Source organism: Aquirufa nivalisilvae, from assembly GCF_003143535.1.
Classification (GTDB): domain Bacteria; phylum Bacteroidota; class Bacteroidia; order Cytophagales; family Spirosomataceae; genus Aquirufa; species Aquirufa nivalisilvae.
Genome location: NZ_CP029346.1, coordinates 340,582 through 355,000, shown reverse-complemented (window position 1 = coordinate 355,000; position 14,419 = coordinate 340,582). Strand labels below are relative to the sequence as shown.

Annotated in this window: 9 protein-coding genes; 4 read left to right on the top strand and 5 right to left on the bottom strand. The window is 40.3% G+C overall.

The genetic code is table 11. The features are described 5' to 3' along the window. Positions 1-2 precede the first annotated feature (2 nt). Both pruA and HME7025_RS01505 read right to left on the bottom strand, forming a co-directional pair. Complete coding sequence (gene pruA, locus HME7025_RS01510) at positions 3-1,628, bottom strand: L-glutamate gamma-semialdehyde dehydrogenase (protein ID WP_109321948.1); 1,626 nt, start codon at positions 1,626-1,628, stop codon at positions 3-5. 51 nt (positions 1,629-1,679) lie between these two features. Beyond that, positions 1,680-2,399 (bottom strand): ComEA family DNA-binding protein, encoded by a 720-nt coding sequence (locus tag HME7025_RS01505; RefSeq protein ID WP_109321947.1) that lies wholly within the window; start codon positions 2,397-2,399, stop codon positions 1,680-1,682. Between the two features lie 286 nt (positions 2,400-2,685). Between HME7025_RS01505 and rpoB the strand changes: the two genes are divergently transcribed. Then, the gene (gene rpoB, locus HME7025_RS01500; protein ID WP_109324898.1) at positions 2,686-6,561 is read left to right on the top strand and encodes a DNA-directed RNA polymerase subunit beta; all 3,876 of its coding nucleotides are present in this window, start codon (positions 2,686-2,688) and stop codon (positions 6,559-6,561) included. A 61-nt stretch (positions 6,562-6,622) separates the two neighbouring features. Further along, positions 6,623-10,951, top strand: a complete 4,329-nt coding sequence (rpoC, locus tag HME7025_RS01495; RefSeq protein ID WP_109321946.1) for a DNA-directed RNA polymerase subunit beta' — start codon at positions 6,623-6,625, stop codon at positions 10,949-10,951. 424 nt (positions 10,952-11,375) lie between these two features. Here the strand turns inward: rpoC and HME7025_RS01490 are convergent, their stop codons facing one another. From HME7025_RS01490 to HME7025_RS13535, 3 genes are read right to left on the bottom strand one after another with little or no spacing between them, the layout of a single operon-like run. After that, positions 11,376-11,675: a hypothetical protein gene (locus HME7025_RS01490; RefSeq protein WP_154401914.1), complete on the bottom strand. Its 300-nt coding sequence runs from the start codon at positions 11,673-11,675 to the stop codon at positions 11,376-11,378. A gap of 28 nt (positions 11,676-11,703) precedes the next feature. After that, positions 11,704-11,973: a hypothetical protein gene (locus tag HME7025_RS01485; RefSeq protein WP_109321944.1), complete on the bottom strand. Its 270-nt coding sequence runs from the start codon at positions 11,971-11,973 to the stop codon at positions 11,704-11,706. Beyond that, the gene (locus HME7025_RS13535; protein WP_262495130.1) at positions 11,973-12,104 is read right to left on the bottom strand and encodes a hypothetical protein; all 132 of its coding nucleotides are present in this window, start codon (positions 12,102-12,104) and stop codon (positions 11,973-11,975) included. Before HME7025_RS13535 ends, HME7025_RS01485 begins: the two co-directional genes overlap by 1 nt. Before the next feature lie 286 nt (positions 12,105-12,390). Between HME7025_RS13535 and HME7025_RS01480 the strand changes: the two genes are divergently transcribed. Continuing rightward, on the top strand, positions 12,391-12,714 hold the full coding sequence (locus tag HME7025_RS01480; protein WP_109321943.1) for a DUF3467 domain-containing protein: 324 nt from the start codon (positions 12,391-12,393) through the stop codon (positions 12,712-12,714). Positions 12,715-12,828: 114 nt separating this feature from the next. Then, positions 12,829-14,283 carry a tagaturonate reductase gene (locus HME7025_RS01475; RefSeq protein WP_226998256.1) on the top strand — a complete coding sequence of 485 codons (1,455 nt, stop codon included), beginning with the start codon at positions 12,829-12,831 and terminating at the stop codon, positions 14,281-14,283. Positions 14,284-14,419: the final 136 nt, after the last annotated feature.

The following is a 14,419-nucleotide window of genomic DNA, read 5'->3' as shown; positions in this document are numbered from 1 at the left end:
CTCTAGCCCAAAAACGGATACTTAAAATCCGTCGGAGAAGAGAATACTTCCTTGACTGTACGTGGAGAAACCCAACGAAGCAAATTCAAATAGGATCCGGCTTTATCATTCGTTCCCGAAGCACGCGCACCACCAAAAGGCTGCTGACCCACTACCGCTCCTGTACATTTATCATTTAAATATAAATTCCCTGCTGCATTTTCTAAAGCTTTAGCCGCTTCTGACAAAGCATAGGCATCTTGAGAGAAAATAGCTCCCGTTAACGCATACGCCGAAGTTTGATCCACCAAACTTAAAGTTGCAGCCCAATCTTGATCTGGATAAACATACACAGTCAATACCGGCCCAAAAATCTCCTCCTCCATGGTGCGGTAATGCGGATTGGTCGTTAATAATACGGTTGGCTCCACAAAATATCCCTTACTCGCACCAAAGCCTCCTCCGGCAATTACTTCTACTTCCTTCGAATTTTTAGCTTCCTGTATATAGGATGTAATCTTATCAAACGCTTTTTGATCGATAACTGCATTCACAAAGTTTCCAAAATCCTCGGTCCCTCCTACTTTTATTTTAGCCAAATCAGCTTGCAGTTGACTTTTTACGGCAGGCCATAAACTGGCTGGCACATAGGCTCTTGAAGCTGCCGAACATTTTTGCCCTTGGTATTCAAAGGCCCCGCGGATTAATCCTGTCACCAATGCTTTCACATCTGCTGAAGCATGTGCTACTACAAAATCCTTCCCTCCTGTTTCTCCCACGATACGTGGATACGATTTATAGTTGGCAATATTATTTCCAATATTCTGCCAAATGGTTTGAAATACTTTAGTAGAACCCGTGAAGTGAATCCCCGCAAAATCACGATGTTTAAATACGACCTCTCCTGCTTCAGGACCGTCGGCAAAAACCAAATTAATCACGCCAGCTGGTAAACCTGCTTCTTCCAATATTTGCATCAATAAAGCTGCGGAGTAAATCTGCTGAGGGGCCGGTTTCCAAACTACGGTATTTCCCATCATGGCTGGTGCTGCTGGTAAATTCCCAGCAATGGCCGTAAAATTGAAAGGCGTTAAGGCATACACAAATCCTTCCAATGGTCTATATTCCAAACGATTCCAAACTCCTGGAGAGGAAATTGGTTGATCCGCATATATTTGAGCCGCATAATGGGCATTAAAACGCAAGAAATCTACCCATTCACAAGCTGAATCAATTTCCGCTTGATAAGCATTCTTGGATTGACCTAACATGGTTCTGGCATTCAGTTCCATGCGGTATTTATTGGCCGACAAATCCGCGGCTTTTAAAAAGATGGATACTCGTTCTTGCCATGTCAATGCTGCCCAAGCCGCCTTGGCTGATAAAGCAGATTCAATCGCCTCAGCTATTTCTTTTTTCCCTCCTTCATAATAATATCCTAAGATATGTTGATGATCGTGTGGAGCAGTCATGGCAACTTTCTTTGACCCTTGAACTGATTTCCCGTGGATGCGCATGGAAACCTCCACTTGTTTATTACGTAATGTGTGAAGTGTATCTTGTAATAATTGGCGCTCTGAACTACCTACAGCATACGAGTAGATGGGTTCGTTGGTTGGTTGAGGTACCTTGAAAAATCCGGTTGACATATCCTTATATATAATGAAGTGTAAAATTTACACAAAAGTACGGCATATTTCTCAAGGTTCAAATGAAAGATAAGGACTTAGCTTTTGCCAAACCGCCTCATCAAGCTGTTGTACTTTTTTCAAATCCTCCCAATTTTGAAAAGCCCCATGCTGTTTACGATAATTCAATACCAAATTGGCTTGTCGATATGGCAAATAAGGATGTCTAAATTCTTTCCAATCGGCCCTATTAATATATAGGTAGCGAAATATACCTTTCCCGACATGAAACTGAGCAATATGTTGATTGGCCCAAAGGGTATCCAAGCCATATACTTCTTTCAATTGAGCCACCCGGTGAAATCCTCCCAATCTCTCCCGATAGGCTAATATCCTTTTGGCAAAGGCAGGCCCAATACCTGGTAAGGCTATCCATGCCAAGGAATCAGCTTGGTTGATATCAATTTGCCAAACTTGCTTTTTCTCCCTTTTCCATGCGTTTGAATACAAAGTGGATTTATAAGGTTGATGATTGCTTTTATAAACTGAGGGGAGATTCCTTTTAGGGTAAGCATAAACTCTTTGATTCGACTTTTCCATCTCAATCAATGTCTTGGTCCAATAGGTAGGTTGAAAGGAATCCATGACTTGCTGCCTACTTTGATATTCCATACATCGGGAAAAGATATCAACTAGAAGCAAAAAAATAAATAGACTAAGCATGCCCAGTATTTCGGAGCGGGTCATACCCAAGATAAATCGGAAGTAATAATGCACTTTGTTTTTCCACATGTTCAAAACATCATAATGGCAAGAATAGTATTTTTTTGTGGTGCCTTCTAGCTAAGCTATTGTTTATTAGAAAATTATCAGTAATTTTGCAGGCTATTTTAGGATTAAAGCCCTCTGGGCAAATCCGAAGAGTGGTTCCGAAACAACTTTTCTTTTCGTAGGGAAATGGCCAAGGGACACCACATCTTTTCATCTACGAGGCGTTCAGCTTGATTAATCTCTTCCAAAAGGAGGAGAATTTGTGCCCATAGGGCCATTATTCACATTAATTAAAACGTATAAAGCCTTGAGTAACATCACTGCCACCGGAAGACACAGCTTTGCGAAAACGCAGAGTGTGATCAATTATCCAGATTTTCTGGATATCCAAATCCAATCCTTCCAAGATTTCTTCCAGCTAGAAACTGCAGCTGAAAATCGCACGGACGAGGGTTTATTTAAAGTATTTGCTGAAAATTTTCCTATCGCGGATTCGCGTGAAAATTTCGTTCTTTCATTCGTTGATTACTCTGTAGATCCTCCGAAATATTCGGTTGATGAGTGTATTGATCGTGGATTAACGTATTCAGTGCCTTTAAAAGCCAAGTTGCGATTGATCTGTAATGATACAGATAACGAAGATTTTCAAACCATCGAACAAGAGGTTTTCTTGGGAAATATTCCTTACATGACAGAACGTGGATCCTTTGTGATCAACGGAGCTGAGCGTGTTATTGTATCGCAATTACACCGTTCACCAGGTGTATTCTTCGCTCAGTCGAAGCATACGAATGGTACGAAATTGTATTCGGCTCGTATTATTCCATTCAAGGGTTCTTGGATTGAATTTGCTACGGACGTAAACAATGTCATGTACGCATACATTGATCGTAAGAAAAAGTTTCCAGTAACGGTATTGCTTCGTGCTATTGGTTACGGAAATGATAAAGACATCTTAGATTTATTTGGCTTAGCTGAAGAAATTAAAGTTGATAAAAAAATCATCAAAGGAATTGTTGGTCGTCGTTTGGCTGCGAGGGTTTTGAAAACTTGGCAGGAAGACTTCGTAGATGAGGATACTGGTGAGGTAGTTTCTATTGACCGTAACGAAATCTTAATCGAGCGTGATACAGTTATTACAGAGAATGAAGTAGAAACGATTTTAGAATCAGGTTCTTCTACCGTTATTCTTCACAAAGATGATGTGAACGTTTCTGATTACAACATCATTTACAATACTTTACAAAAAGATACTTCAAACTCGGAAAAAGAGGCCGTTGAAGTTATTTATAAGCAATTACGTAACACGGATGCACCGGATGAGCAAACTGCTCGTGACATCATCCAAAACTTGTTCTTCTCTGACAAGCGTTATGATTTAGGAGAAGTTGGTCGTTACCGTATCAATAAAAAGTTAGGCCATGACATCCCGATGGATGTGAAGGTATTGACGAAGGAAGATATCATTTCTATTGTGAAGTATTTGATCGGTTTGATCAACTCTCGTGCGGTAGTCGATGATATTGACCACTTATCCAACCGTCGTGTTCGTACCGTGGGTGAGCAATTATACGCTCAGTTCGGTGTGGGTCTTGCTCGTATGGCTCGTACCATCAAGGAGCGTATGAACGTACGTGATAACGAAGATTTCAAGCCAGTTGATTTGATCAACGCTCGTACTTTGTCATCGGTGATTAATTCATTCTTTGGAACGAATCAGCTATCTCAGTTTATGGATCAAACGAATCCATTGGCGGAGATTACGCACAAAAGACGTATGTCTGCCCTAGGGCCAGGTGGTCTTTCTCGTGAAAGAGCTGGTTTTGAGGTTCGTGACGTTCACTATACGCACTACGGTCGTTTGTGTACGATTGAAACTCCGGAAGGTCCAAACATTGGTTTGATTTCCTCACTTTGTGTGCATGCCAAAGTGAATTCCATGGGCTTTATTGAAACTCCATACCGTATTATTGACGGTGGCAAAGTAGATGTAAGTAGCCATGTTCAATATTTAACTGCAGAGGAAGAAGATGGCAAGAACATTGTTCAAGCTAATGCTCCTATTGATATTAAGTCAGGTAAATTCTTATCTGATCGTGTTAAAGCTCGTTTTGAAGGTGACTTCCCATTGGTTAATCCATCCGAAGCACAATTCATGGACGTAGCTCCTAACCAGATTGTTTCGGTGGCTGCATCTATGATTCCTTTCTTGGAGCATGATGATGCTAACCGTGCCTTGATGGGATCCAACATGCAACGTCAAGCGGTACCTTTATTAAGACCAGAAGCGCCAATTGTTGGTACTGGTTTAGAGCACCGTGTGGCGATTGACTCTAGAACTTTAGTAGTAGCTGAAGGAGATGGAGTGATTGAGTATGTTGATGCATTGAAAATTGTAGTTAACTATGATCAAACAGAAGACGAAAAAGTCATCAGCTTTGATGGTTCTTCTAAAACCTACAAATTGATCAAGTTCCGTAGAACTAACCAAGATACTACTATCAACTTGAAGCCAATTGTTTTCAAAGGAGAGCGCGTTACGAAAGGACAAGCACTTTGCGAAGGATATGCGACTCAAGGTGGTGAATTAGCTTTAGGACGTAACATGAAAGTGGCCTTCATGCCATGGCAAGGTTACAACTTTGAGGATGCGATTGTAATCTCAGAAAAAGTTGTTCGCGATGATATTTTTACTTCGATTCACATTGAAGAGTTTGAATTGGAAGTTCGTGATACCAAACGTGGAGAAGAGGAATTAACTTCTGAAATCCCGAACGTATCGGAAGAGACAGTTCGCAACTTGGATGAAAACGGAGTAGTTCGTGTAGGATCTGATGTTAAAGAAGGAGATATTTTAATTGGTAAGATTACTCCAAAAGGAGAATCTGATCCAACTCCAGAAGAAAAATTATTACGTGCCATCTTTGGTGACAAAGCGGGTGACGTGAAAGATGCTTCTAAGAAAGCACCTCCATCACTTAAAGGTGTGGTTATCGACACGAAATTGTTCTCTCGTCCTAAAAAGGATAAAGAAGAGCGTGAGAAGTCGAAAGCTGAATTGAAAAAAGTGATGAAGCAATATGGCAAAGATTTGTTAGACATTCGTCGTATCATGATCGACAAGACAGTAGCCTTGTTGAACGGTAAGACATCTAACGGAATCAAGCATAAATTCGGAACGGTGATTGTAGAGAAGGGTGTAAAATTCAGTGCGAAAAACATTGAAGAATTATTATTCCCAGACAAAAACTTGTACCGTGATGAGAGTACTTATGCTGTACCAGAAGAAGCCAATTTACTTTCTGATTTGATCGTAGAAGAAACTACGGCTGATGCAGAATTAAATGCTCGTTTCTTACAGTTAATCAAAAACTACAACATTCGTCGTAATGAAATCGCTGGTCGATTCAAGCGTGAGCGTTTCGTGTTAGAGGTGGGTGATGAATTACCTGCAGGTATCGTGAAATTGGCGAAGGTGTATGTAGCTAAGAAACGTAAGTTGAAAGTAGGAGATAAAATGGCGGGTCGTCACGGTAATAAGGGTGTTGTAGCTCGTATTGTACGTGAGGAAGACATGCCATTCTTGGAAGATGGAACTCCAGTAGATATCGTATTGAATCCACTAGGGGTACCTTCTCGTATGAACTTAGGTCAGATTTACGAAACTGTATTAGGTTGGGCTGGACAAAAATTGGGTAAGCGTTATGCGACACCAATCTTTGACGGTGGTACTGAGGCAGAAGTTGCTGCTGAGTTAACTCTAGCTGGTTTACCAGATTGGGGCCGTACGTATTTATACAATGGTTTGACGGGTGATAAATTTGATCAACCAGTAACAGTAGGTATTATTTACATGCTGAAATTGGGCCACTTAGTGGATGATAAGATGCACGCTCGTTCGATTGGACCATACTCATTGATTACGCAACAACCATTGGGAGGTAAAGCTCAATTTGGAGGTCAGCGTTTCGGTGAGATGGAGGTATGGGCGCTAGAGGCCTTCGGAGCAGCGAATATCTTGCAAGAGATTTTAACTGTTAAATCCGATGACGTTATCGGCCGTGCTAAAGCATACGAAGCCATCGTAAAAGGTGAGAATATGCCAAAACCAAATATTCCAGAATCATTCAACGTATTGATTCATGAATTACGTGGTTTAGCATTAGAAATCACTCTAGAGTAAACATACATAGGGCTGGCAACGGCCCTTAACTAACATCATTTTCCAAAAAAATTAAACGAAAATGTCATTTAAAAAGACTAGAAAGCTGAATAGCGACTTCCAAAAGGTGACCATTTCATTGGCCTCTCCTGAGTCGATCTTAGAAGGTTCAAATGGTGAAGTAACCCAACCGGAAACCATCAACTATAGAACATACAAGCCTGAGATGGGTGGATTGTTCTGTGAGAGAATCTTTGGACCTACCAAAGATTGGGAATGTCACTGTGGAAAATATAAGCGTATTCGTTACAAAGGCATCATTTGCGACCGCTGTGGTGTTGAAGTAACTGAGAAAAAAGTACGTCGTGAGCGTATGGGACACATCGAATTGGTGGTTCCAGTTGCGCATATTTGGTACTTCCGTAGCTTACCCAACAAGATTGGTTACATGCTTGGATTATCAACTAAGAAATTAGATCAAGTGATCTACTATGAAAGATATGTGGTGGTTCAAGCCGGTATGTATGCTGAAGAAGGAAAGATAGGTTCTCAATACCTTGATTTCTTGACTGAAGATGAGTACTTGGATATCTTGGATAAGTTACCACGTGAGAACCAACATTTGCCGGATGAAGATCCACAGAAATTCATCGCTAAGATGGGTGCTGACGCATTGAACATGTTGTTGTCTCGTATCAACTTACACGAATTATCGGCTGACTTACGTCACTCGGCAGATACTGAATCTTCACAACAACGTAAAGCAGAAGCTTTAAAGCGTTTGAAGGTAGTAGAAGCATTCCGTGAGTCGATTGGCCGTATTGATAACCGTCCAGAGTGGATGATCATCAAAATGGTACCAGTGATTCCACCAGAATTACGTCCATTAGTTCCATTAGATGGAGGTCGTTTTGCGACTTCTGACTTGAACGATTTATACCGTCGCGTAATCATCCGTAACAATCGTTTGAAGCGTTTGATCGAAATCAAAGCTCCAGAGGTAATTTTACGTAATGAAAAGCGTATGTTACAAGAGGCTGTTGACTCCTTGTTCGACAACTCTCGTAAGGTAAATGCCGTTCGTTCTGAAGGTAACCGTGCTTTGAAATCTCTTTCTGATATGTTGAAAGGAAAGCAAGGTCGTTTCCGTCAAAACTTATTAGGAAAGCGTGTTGACTACTCAGGTCGTTCGGTAATTGTGGTTGGACCAGAATTGAAAATGCATGAGTGCGGTCTTCCAAAAGACATGGCTGCTGAACTTTTCAAACCGTTTGTTATCCGTAAGTTGATCGAGCGTGGTATCGTTAAAACGGTTAAATCTGCCAAGAAAATTGTGGATCGTAAAGATCCTGTTGTTTGGGATATTTTGGAAAATGTCATGAAAGGGCACCCGGTATTATTAAACCGTGCTCCTACGTTGCACCGTTTGGGTATCCAAGCGTTCCAGCCTAAACTAATTGAAGGAAAAGCGATTCAATTACACCCATTGACTTGTACGGCATTCAACGCCGACTTTGACGGTGACCAGATGGCGGTTCACGTTCCACTAGGACATGAAGCGATTTTGGAAGCCTCTTTGTTGATGTTGGCCTCACATAACATCCTTAACCCTGCTAATGGAGCGCCGATCACGGTACCTTCACAAGACATGGTTCTTGGATTATATTATGTAACCAAAGGAAGAAAATCAACTGAAACACATAAAGTAGATGGCGAAGGCCGTCGTTTCTATGGTTTTGAAGAAGTGGTGATTGCATTGAACGAAAAGAAATTATCGAAACATGCGAACATCGTGGTAAAAGCGAATGTACGTAAGGAAGATGGTTCTTTAGTGAGCGAAATGGTGGAAACTGTTGCAGGTCGCGTATTGTTCAATCTTTGCGTACCAGAGCAAGTTGGTTACATCAATGAATTATTGACTAAAAAGAAATTGCAGCAGATCATTTCTCAAGTTCACAAAATTTGTGGAATGGCTCGTACAGCTCAATTCTTGGATGATATCAAAGATTTAGGATTCCAACAAGCCTTCCACGGCGGATTGTCGATGGGTATTGGTGATGTTCAGATTCCAGAGGAAAAAGCACACTTAGTGAAGAAAGCTCAGGAAGATGTACAAGCTGTTTGGGATAACTACTTAATGGGTTTAATCACAGATAACGAGCGTTACAATGCAGTTATTGACATCTGGACAAAAGTGAACTCGAAAATTACCGAGACATTGATGAAGCAGATGGAAGAGGATAACCAAGGATTCAATGCGATCTACATGATGATGCACTCTGGAGCCCGTGGTTCTCGTGAGCAAATCCGTCAGTTGGGTGGTATGCGTGGTTTGATGGCTAAGCCGCAGAAGAACTTACAAGGTTCGGTTGGTGAGATCATCGAAAACCCTATCCTATCTAACTTTAAAGAAGGTCTAGACGTATTAGAGTACTTTATCTCAACACACGGTGCTCGTAAAGGTTTGGCAGATACTGCCTTGAAAACAGCCGATGCGGGTTATTTGACACGTCGTTTACATGACGTTGCTCAAGATGTGATTGTGAATGAAGAAGATTGCGGTACTTTACGTGGTATTCAGGTATTCCCATTGAAAGATAATGAGGAGATCATTGAGCCATTATCGGAGCGTATCTTAGGTCGTGTATCCGTACATGATGTATATGATCCAATTAGCAATGAGTTAATTGTAGCTTCTGGCGATGAAATCACAGAGATTGCAGCAAACAAAATTGATGAGACTGCTATTGAATCTGTTGAGATTCGTTCGGTATTAACTTGTGAAACTAGAAATGGTGTTTGTGCGAAATGTTACGGACGTAACTTATCTACAGGCCACATGGTGGGTCAAGGAGAAGCTGTAGGTGTAATTGCATCACAGTCGATCGGTGAGCCAGGTACACAGTTAACGTTACGTACATTCCACGTCGGTGGTACGGCACAAAACGTATCATTGGATGCGAGTGTAAAAGCGAAGTTTGATGGTGTGATTAATTTTGAAGAGGTTCGTACAGTAAGTTCAACTGATTCAGAAGGAAATCCAGTAGAGATCGTAATGGGTCGTTCGGGTGAAGTTCAGATCATCAATCCTGCTAACAAGCAGTTGTTGATTTCTAGCAACATTCCATACGGTTCAGTTATTCGTGTGAAAGATGGTCAAACCATCAAGAAAGGCGAAGAGATTTGTGCTTGGGATCCATACAATGCGGTTATTTTATCTGAAGCAGAAGGTAAGGTTGCGTTTGAATCGATTGAGGAAAACAATACCTACAAAGAGGAAGCTGATGAGCAAACAGGTTTACGTGAGAAGGTGATTATCGAATCTAAGGATAAGACTAAGAACCCATCCGTATTGGTTGTAGCTAAAGGAAAAGAGGATTTGGTATATAACGTACCAGTAGGTGCTCGTTTGGCGATTGATGAAGGAGACAAAATCAAAGCTGGACAGATCATTGCGAAGATTCCACGTGCGGCGGGTAAAACTCGTGACATTACGGGAGGTCTTCCACGTGTAACAGAGTTATTTGAAGCACGTAATCCATCTAACCCAGCGGTAGTTTCTGAGATTGATGGTGTTATTTCATATGGTATCATCAAGCGTGGTAACCGTGAGATTATCGTAACTCCAAAAGAAGGAACAGAGCGTAAGTACTTGGTGCCATTGACTAAGTTTATCTTGGTACAAAACAATGACTTCGTACGTGCTGGAACGCCATTATCTGATGGAGCAATTACGCCTTCGGATATCTTATCGATCAAAGGACCAACAGCGGTACAAGAATACTTAGTGAATGAAATCCAAGATGTATACCGCTTACAAGGGGTAAAAATCAACGATAAGCATATTGAGTGTATCGTTCGTCAGATGATGCAGAAAGTTGAAATCTTGGATCCAGGTGATACTCAATTCTTACAGGGTCAAAACGTAGATCGTTTTGCCTTCCGTGAGGAGAATGATCAGATTATGGACAAGAAAGTAATCACAGAATCAGGTGATTCAGATAAGTACAAGCCAGGTATGATTATCTCTGCTCGTGCTTTACGTGATGAGAACTCCTCATTGAAGCGTAGAGATATGAAAGTGATGAAAGTACGTGATGCGCATGCGGCAGTCTCTTCTGCTAATTTGCAGGGTATAACTCAAGCATCATTGGGTACTGAGTCATTCATCTCAGCGGCATCCTTCCAGGAAACGACGAAGGTATTGTCTGAGGCATCGATTCGTGCAAAACAAGATACATTGGAAGGCTTGAAGGAGAACGTAATTGTTGGACACTTGATTCCTGCGGGAACGGGAGTTCGCAGATACAAGGACTTCATTGTTACTCCAGTAGATGAGTTAAAGCAATTAGAAGCAAAAGTGGCAGCTAGCGAAGCAGAAGTTGCGGCGAAGGTTTCGGTTGAAAACTAGTCTTCAACTAGCTTGAATTAAGATCCCCTTCAGGAAACTGGAGGGGATCTTTTTATTTAATTCCAAAGCTTCAACATAAGTGTAAACTAAAATGGAAAATCAAATGTGCTCTTTAGTAATTGACTAACAGCTTTAAGGGAATGCAAAGAGTATTAACATAGGAGCAGAATTCACCAAAACATAGACAATTAATACCCACTCAAAACACCAAATTCTAAATCATATCTTTATCGTTTAAAACAGGTTTACTTGAAAATAGGACTTTACGTATTTGGAATACTTACATTATTTGCCCTTACTTATTAATCCAAACAAGTAATATTTCTATCTTTCGAATTAAAAAATCCACCCAGTCAGGCAAAATTTCCACTGAGAAATAGAAAAAATAAATCCATACATATTGCTTCTTTTTCATGGTTGGACATTACTGATTATTGCTGACAAACCATAAATAAATCCCATAAATAATGATGGCCCAAGTAGCTATTCGAGACTCTTGAAAAAGGAATGGATACCGACTTTGATCTACAAACATGCTACCTATTAAATAGAGGCTTAGTAAAATCAAAGCCACTAAAACATAACGGGTATCTATTATAAAATAGGTAAAGGGAATCCAATCCAAGGTTTTGATAAAATCCACCACGGGCATGATGAAAGATGCCAACACGAGGAATATATTGGCGTACCAAGACGTCCAACGAAAGGATAGTAAATTATTCATGGTCCTACATGTAGATATTTTGATTTGACTATTCAGAAGGATAAAAACTTTGTCCATTCAATCGCTTCCGCTCATACACCTTTGCCTTGTTCGATTTTTTATCAATAATCATGTATCCAGACTGGTGTAATATCGGATTAAATAAATCCACATCTTGATATCGTTTATTGATTTTCAATTTGGGAATTGGACTGGGGACGACCAATTTCTTGACAGGCGAAGTACTCGTAGAAAAAAACAGAAATATGGCTAGGTTGATCACGATCAAATCCAAGCTCCAAGAATTTAGCTTGCTCATTATATTTTCTTGGAAGACGCTTGATAATAACCTTTGAGATATCCATTTTTTATCTCTTTGAAATTAATGGCAATCAAAAACGCCAAACATACGAATGCTATAAATAGCAAACGGCCTGCAAATTCTTTCATAATTATTACTGGTTAGGTGACAGGATAACGGGCTTATTATGCCAATTAATGGCGAAAAAAGCCTCAGCAAAGATGGCTATTCCAAAAATAATGTTTCTTGCGAAAACGCAAGAAATAAATATTACCCCTAAAATATCAAGTTTGAATTCCATCGAATTAGCCAAATAATCCTCCTTTACTAAGGCTCTATCAATTGATAATTCCCCAAATTAGTCCCCTGAAAAAGACGCTTATACACGCATAATTCCTAATATTTCTTTAAATTTAAACTTCCTATTTTTATGCTATGAAAAATCCAAATCCAGAAGAAAACCAGTTAAACATTGAATTGCCTGAAGAGATTGCAGAAGGAGCTTATGTCAACCTGGCATTGATAGCCCATTCTCCTTCCGAATTTGTCATGGACTTTATTCGTATCTTACCTGGAATTCCCAAAGGAAAGGTGAAGTCGAGGATCGTCATGACTCCCGATCATGTGCAACGATTACTGATGGCGCTTCAAGAAAATATTCAACGCTATGAAGAAGCTTTTGGACCTATCGCCAAAGACTTGGATAACCCTGGTTTTCAATTTCCCATGAACTACAATGGCCCCATAGGCGAAGCGTAAACGTTTGCATTTTTATTCCATTAAAATAGGCCTAAAATTTTACGTATACATAGGGTAAATACCCTTACTTTTCTACTTTAGAAAGGTATATTAACCATTTTTATATTAATGGCCATGCCCATTCTCAACCAAAAACTAGTTAGCGAAGGTGCAATTAACACCCAGCTACCCCTCCAATATCCTTCTCCGGAAGTATTTACTTATCCAGAGAAAATCCTTCAATTTGGAACCGGTGTCCTACTGCGAGGTTTATGTGATTATTTTGTAGATAAAGCCAACCGTCAAGGTGTTTTTAAAGGCCGCGTAGTCCTAGTTAAATCGACTTCCAAAGGAGGTGCAGATGCTTTTGAAGCGCAAGATGGTTTGTATACGCATTGCATCAAAGGCATTGATGAAGGCAAAGAAGTGGAGGAATATTTGATTAATTCATCCATCTCCAGAACATTAACAGCTTCCAAAGAGTGGGATACTATTTTGGCTTGCGCAAGCAGTCCAGATATGCAAATTATCATCTCCAACACCACCGAGGTAGGTATACAATATGTAGCGAATGATGCCATCAGTGGTGGATGTCCAAGCTCTTTCCCTGCTAAATTAGTAGCTTTTCTTCATGCCCGTTGGCAACATTTCGGTGGAAGTAAAGAATCAGGCATGGTCATCATCCCAACGGAATTAATCATCAATAATGGCGATGTGTTAAAGGACATTGTTTTGAAATTGGCCAATGACCATCAGCTCTCTGCCGACTTCATTCAATGGCTACAAACCGCCAACCATTTTTGTAATTCCTTGGTAGATCGCATTGTGCCTGGGGCACCGGATGCAGCTACTAGAACTGCCATTTGTGATCAATTAGGTTATGATGATTCTTTAGTGATCATTTCAGAAGTATATCGTTTATGGGCTATTCAAGGTAGTTCGGACGTTAAGAAAATCTTGAGTTTTGCATCCGTTGATTCAGGTGTGGTGATTGCAGAAGACATTGAAATTTACCGTGAGTTGAAACTTCGTCTCTTGAACGGAACACATACCCTCATGTGTGGGATGTCCTATTTATTAGGGTTCCGTTTAGTAAAGGATGTCATGAGCAATTCGTATTTGAGCAAATTGGTGATGAACTTGATGCTGACAGAATTAGCTCACTCCATTCCGTATAAAATGGATTTCAAAATTGCCGATCGCTTTGGTCGATCGGTTTTGGACCGCTTTAAAAATCCGTTCATCAACCATAAATTGATTGATATCACGGTTCAGTACACGACCAAAATGAGAATGCGAAATATTCCTCTATTGGTGAATTATTACCAGATTTTTGGGAAAGCTCCCGAGCTTTTTGCCATGGGTTTTGCGGCATACTTACAGTTTATGCATGCCGTAAAAGCAGAAGATGGCAAATATTTTGGGGAATGTAATGGGGAGTTCTACCCAATACAATGTGACTATGCTGCTTATTTTTATGAAGCTTGGAAAGATTTAAACTTAACAAAACTATTGGCTGACGAGAAGCTTTGGGGGCATGATTTAAGTGCTTTGCCAGGCTTTGAAGATGCGGTGAAGAAATATTTATAATGCGGGAGAAATGAAGAATGTAGAATGAAAAATGTAGAATTAAGATAGTAAAAATGCCAAGCCCAAGAATAGTATACAAGAATTCCTTTGGCCTAGTACTCTAAAATTGACTACTTATGATAAGAATTGATTCTAC

What these genes read in the sequence shown, in the direction of transcription:
- pruA (WP_109321948.1), bottom strand. Translation starts at nt 1,628, where the DNA reads ATGTCAACCGGATTTTTCAAGGTACCTCAACCAACCAACGAACCCATC.
- HME7025_RS01505 (WP_109321947.1), bottom strand. Translation starts at nt 2,399, where the DNA reads ATGTGGAAAAACAAAGTGCATTATTACTTCCGATTTATCTTGGGTATG.
- rpoC (WP_109321946.1), top strand. Translation starts at nt 6,623, where the DNA reads ATGTCATTTAAAAAGACTAGAAAGCTGAATAGCGACTTCCAAAAGGTG.
- HME7025_RS01490 (WP_154401914.1), bottom strand. Translation starts at nt 11,675, where the DNA reads ATGAATAATTTACTATCCTTTCGTTGGACGTCTTGGTACGCCAATATA.
- HME7025_RS01485 (WP_109321944.1), bottom strand. Translation starts at nt 11,973, where the DNA reads ATGAGCAAGCTAAATTCTTGGAGCTTGGATTTGATCGTGATCAACCTA.
- HME7025_RS13535 (WP_262495130.1), bottom strand. Translation starts at nt 12,104, where the DNA reads ATGAAAGAATTTGCAGGCCGTTTGCTATTTATAGCATTCGTATGTTTG.
- HME7025_RS01480 (WP_109321943.1), top strand. Translation starts at nt 12,391, where the DNA reads ATGAAAAATCCAAATCCAGAAGAAAACCAGTTAAACATTGAATTGCCT.
- HME7025_RS01475 (WP_226998256.1), top strand. Translation starts at nt 12,829, where the DNA reads ATGCCCATTCTCAACCAAAAACTAGTTAGCGAAGGTGCAATTAACACC.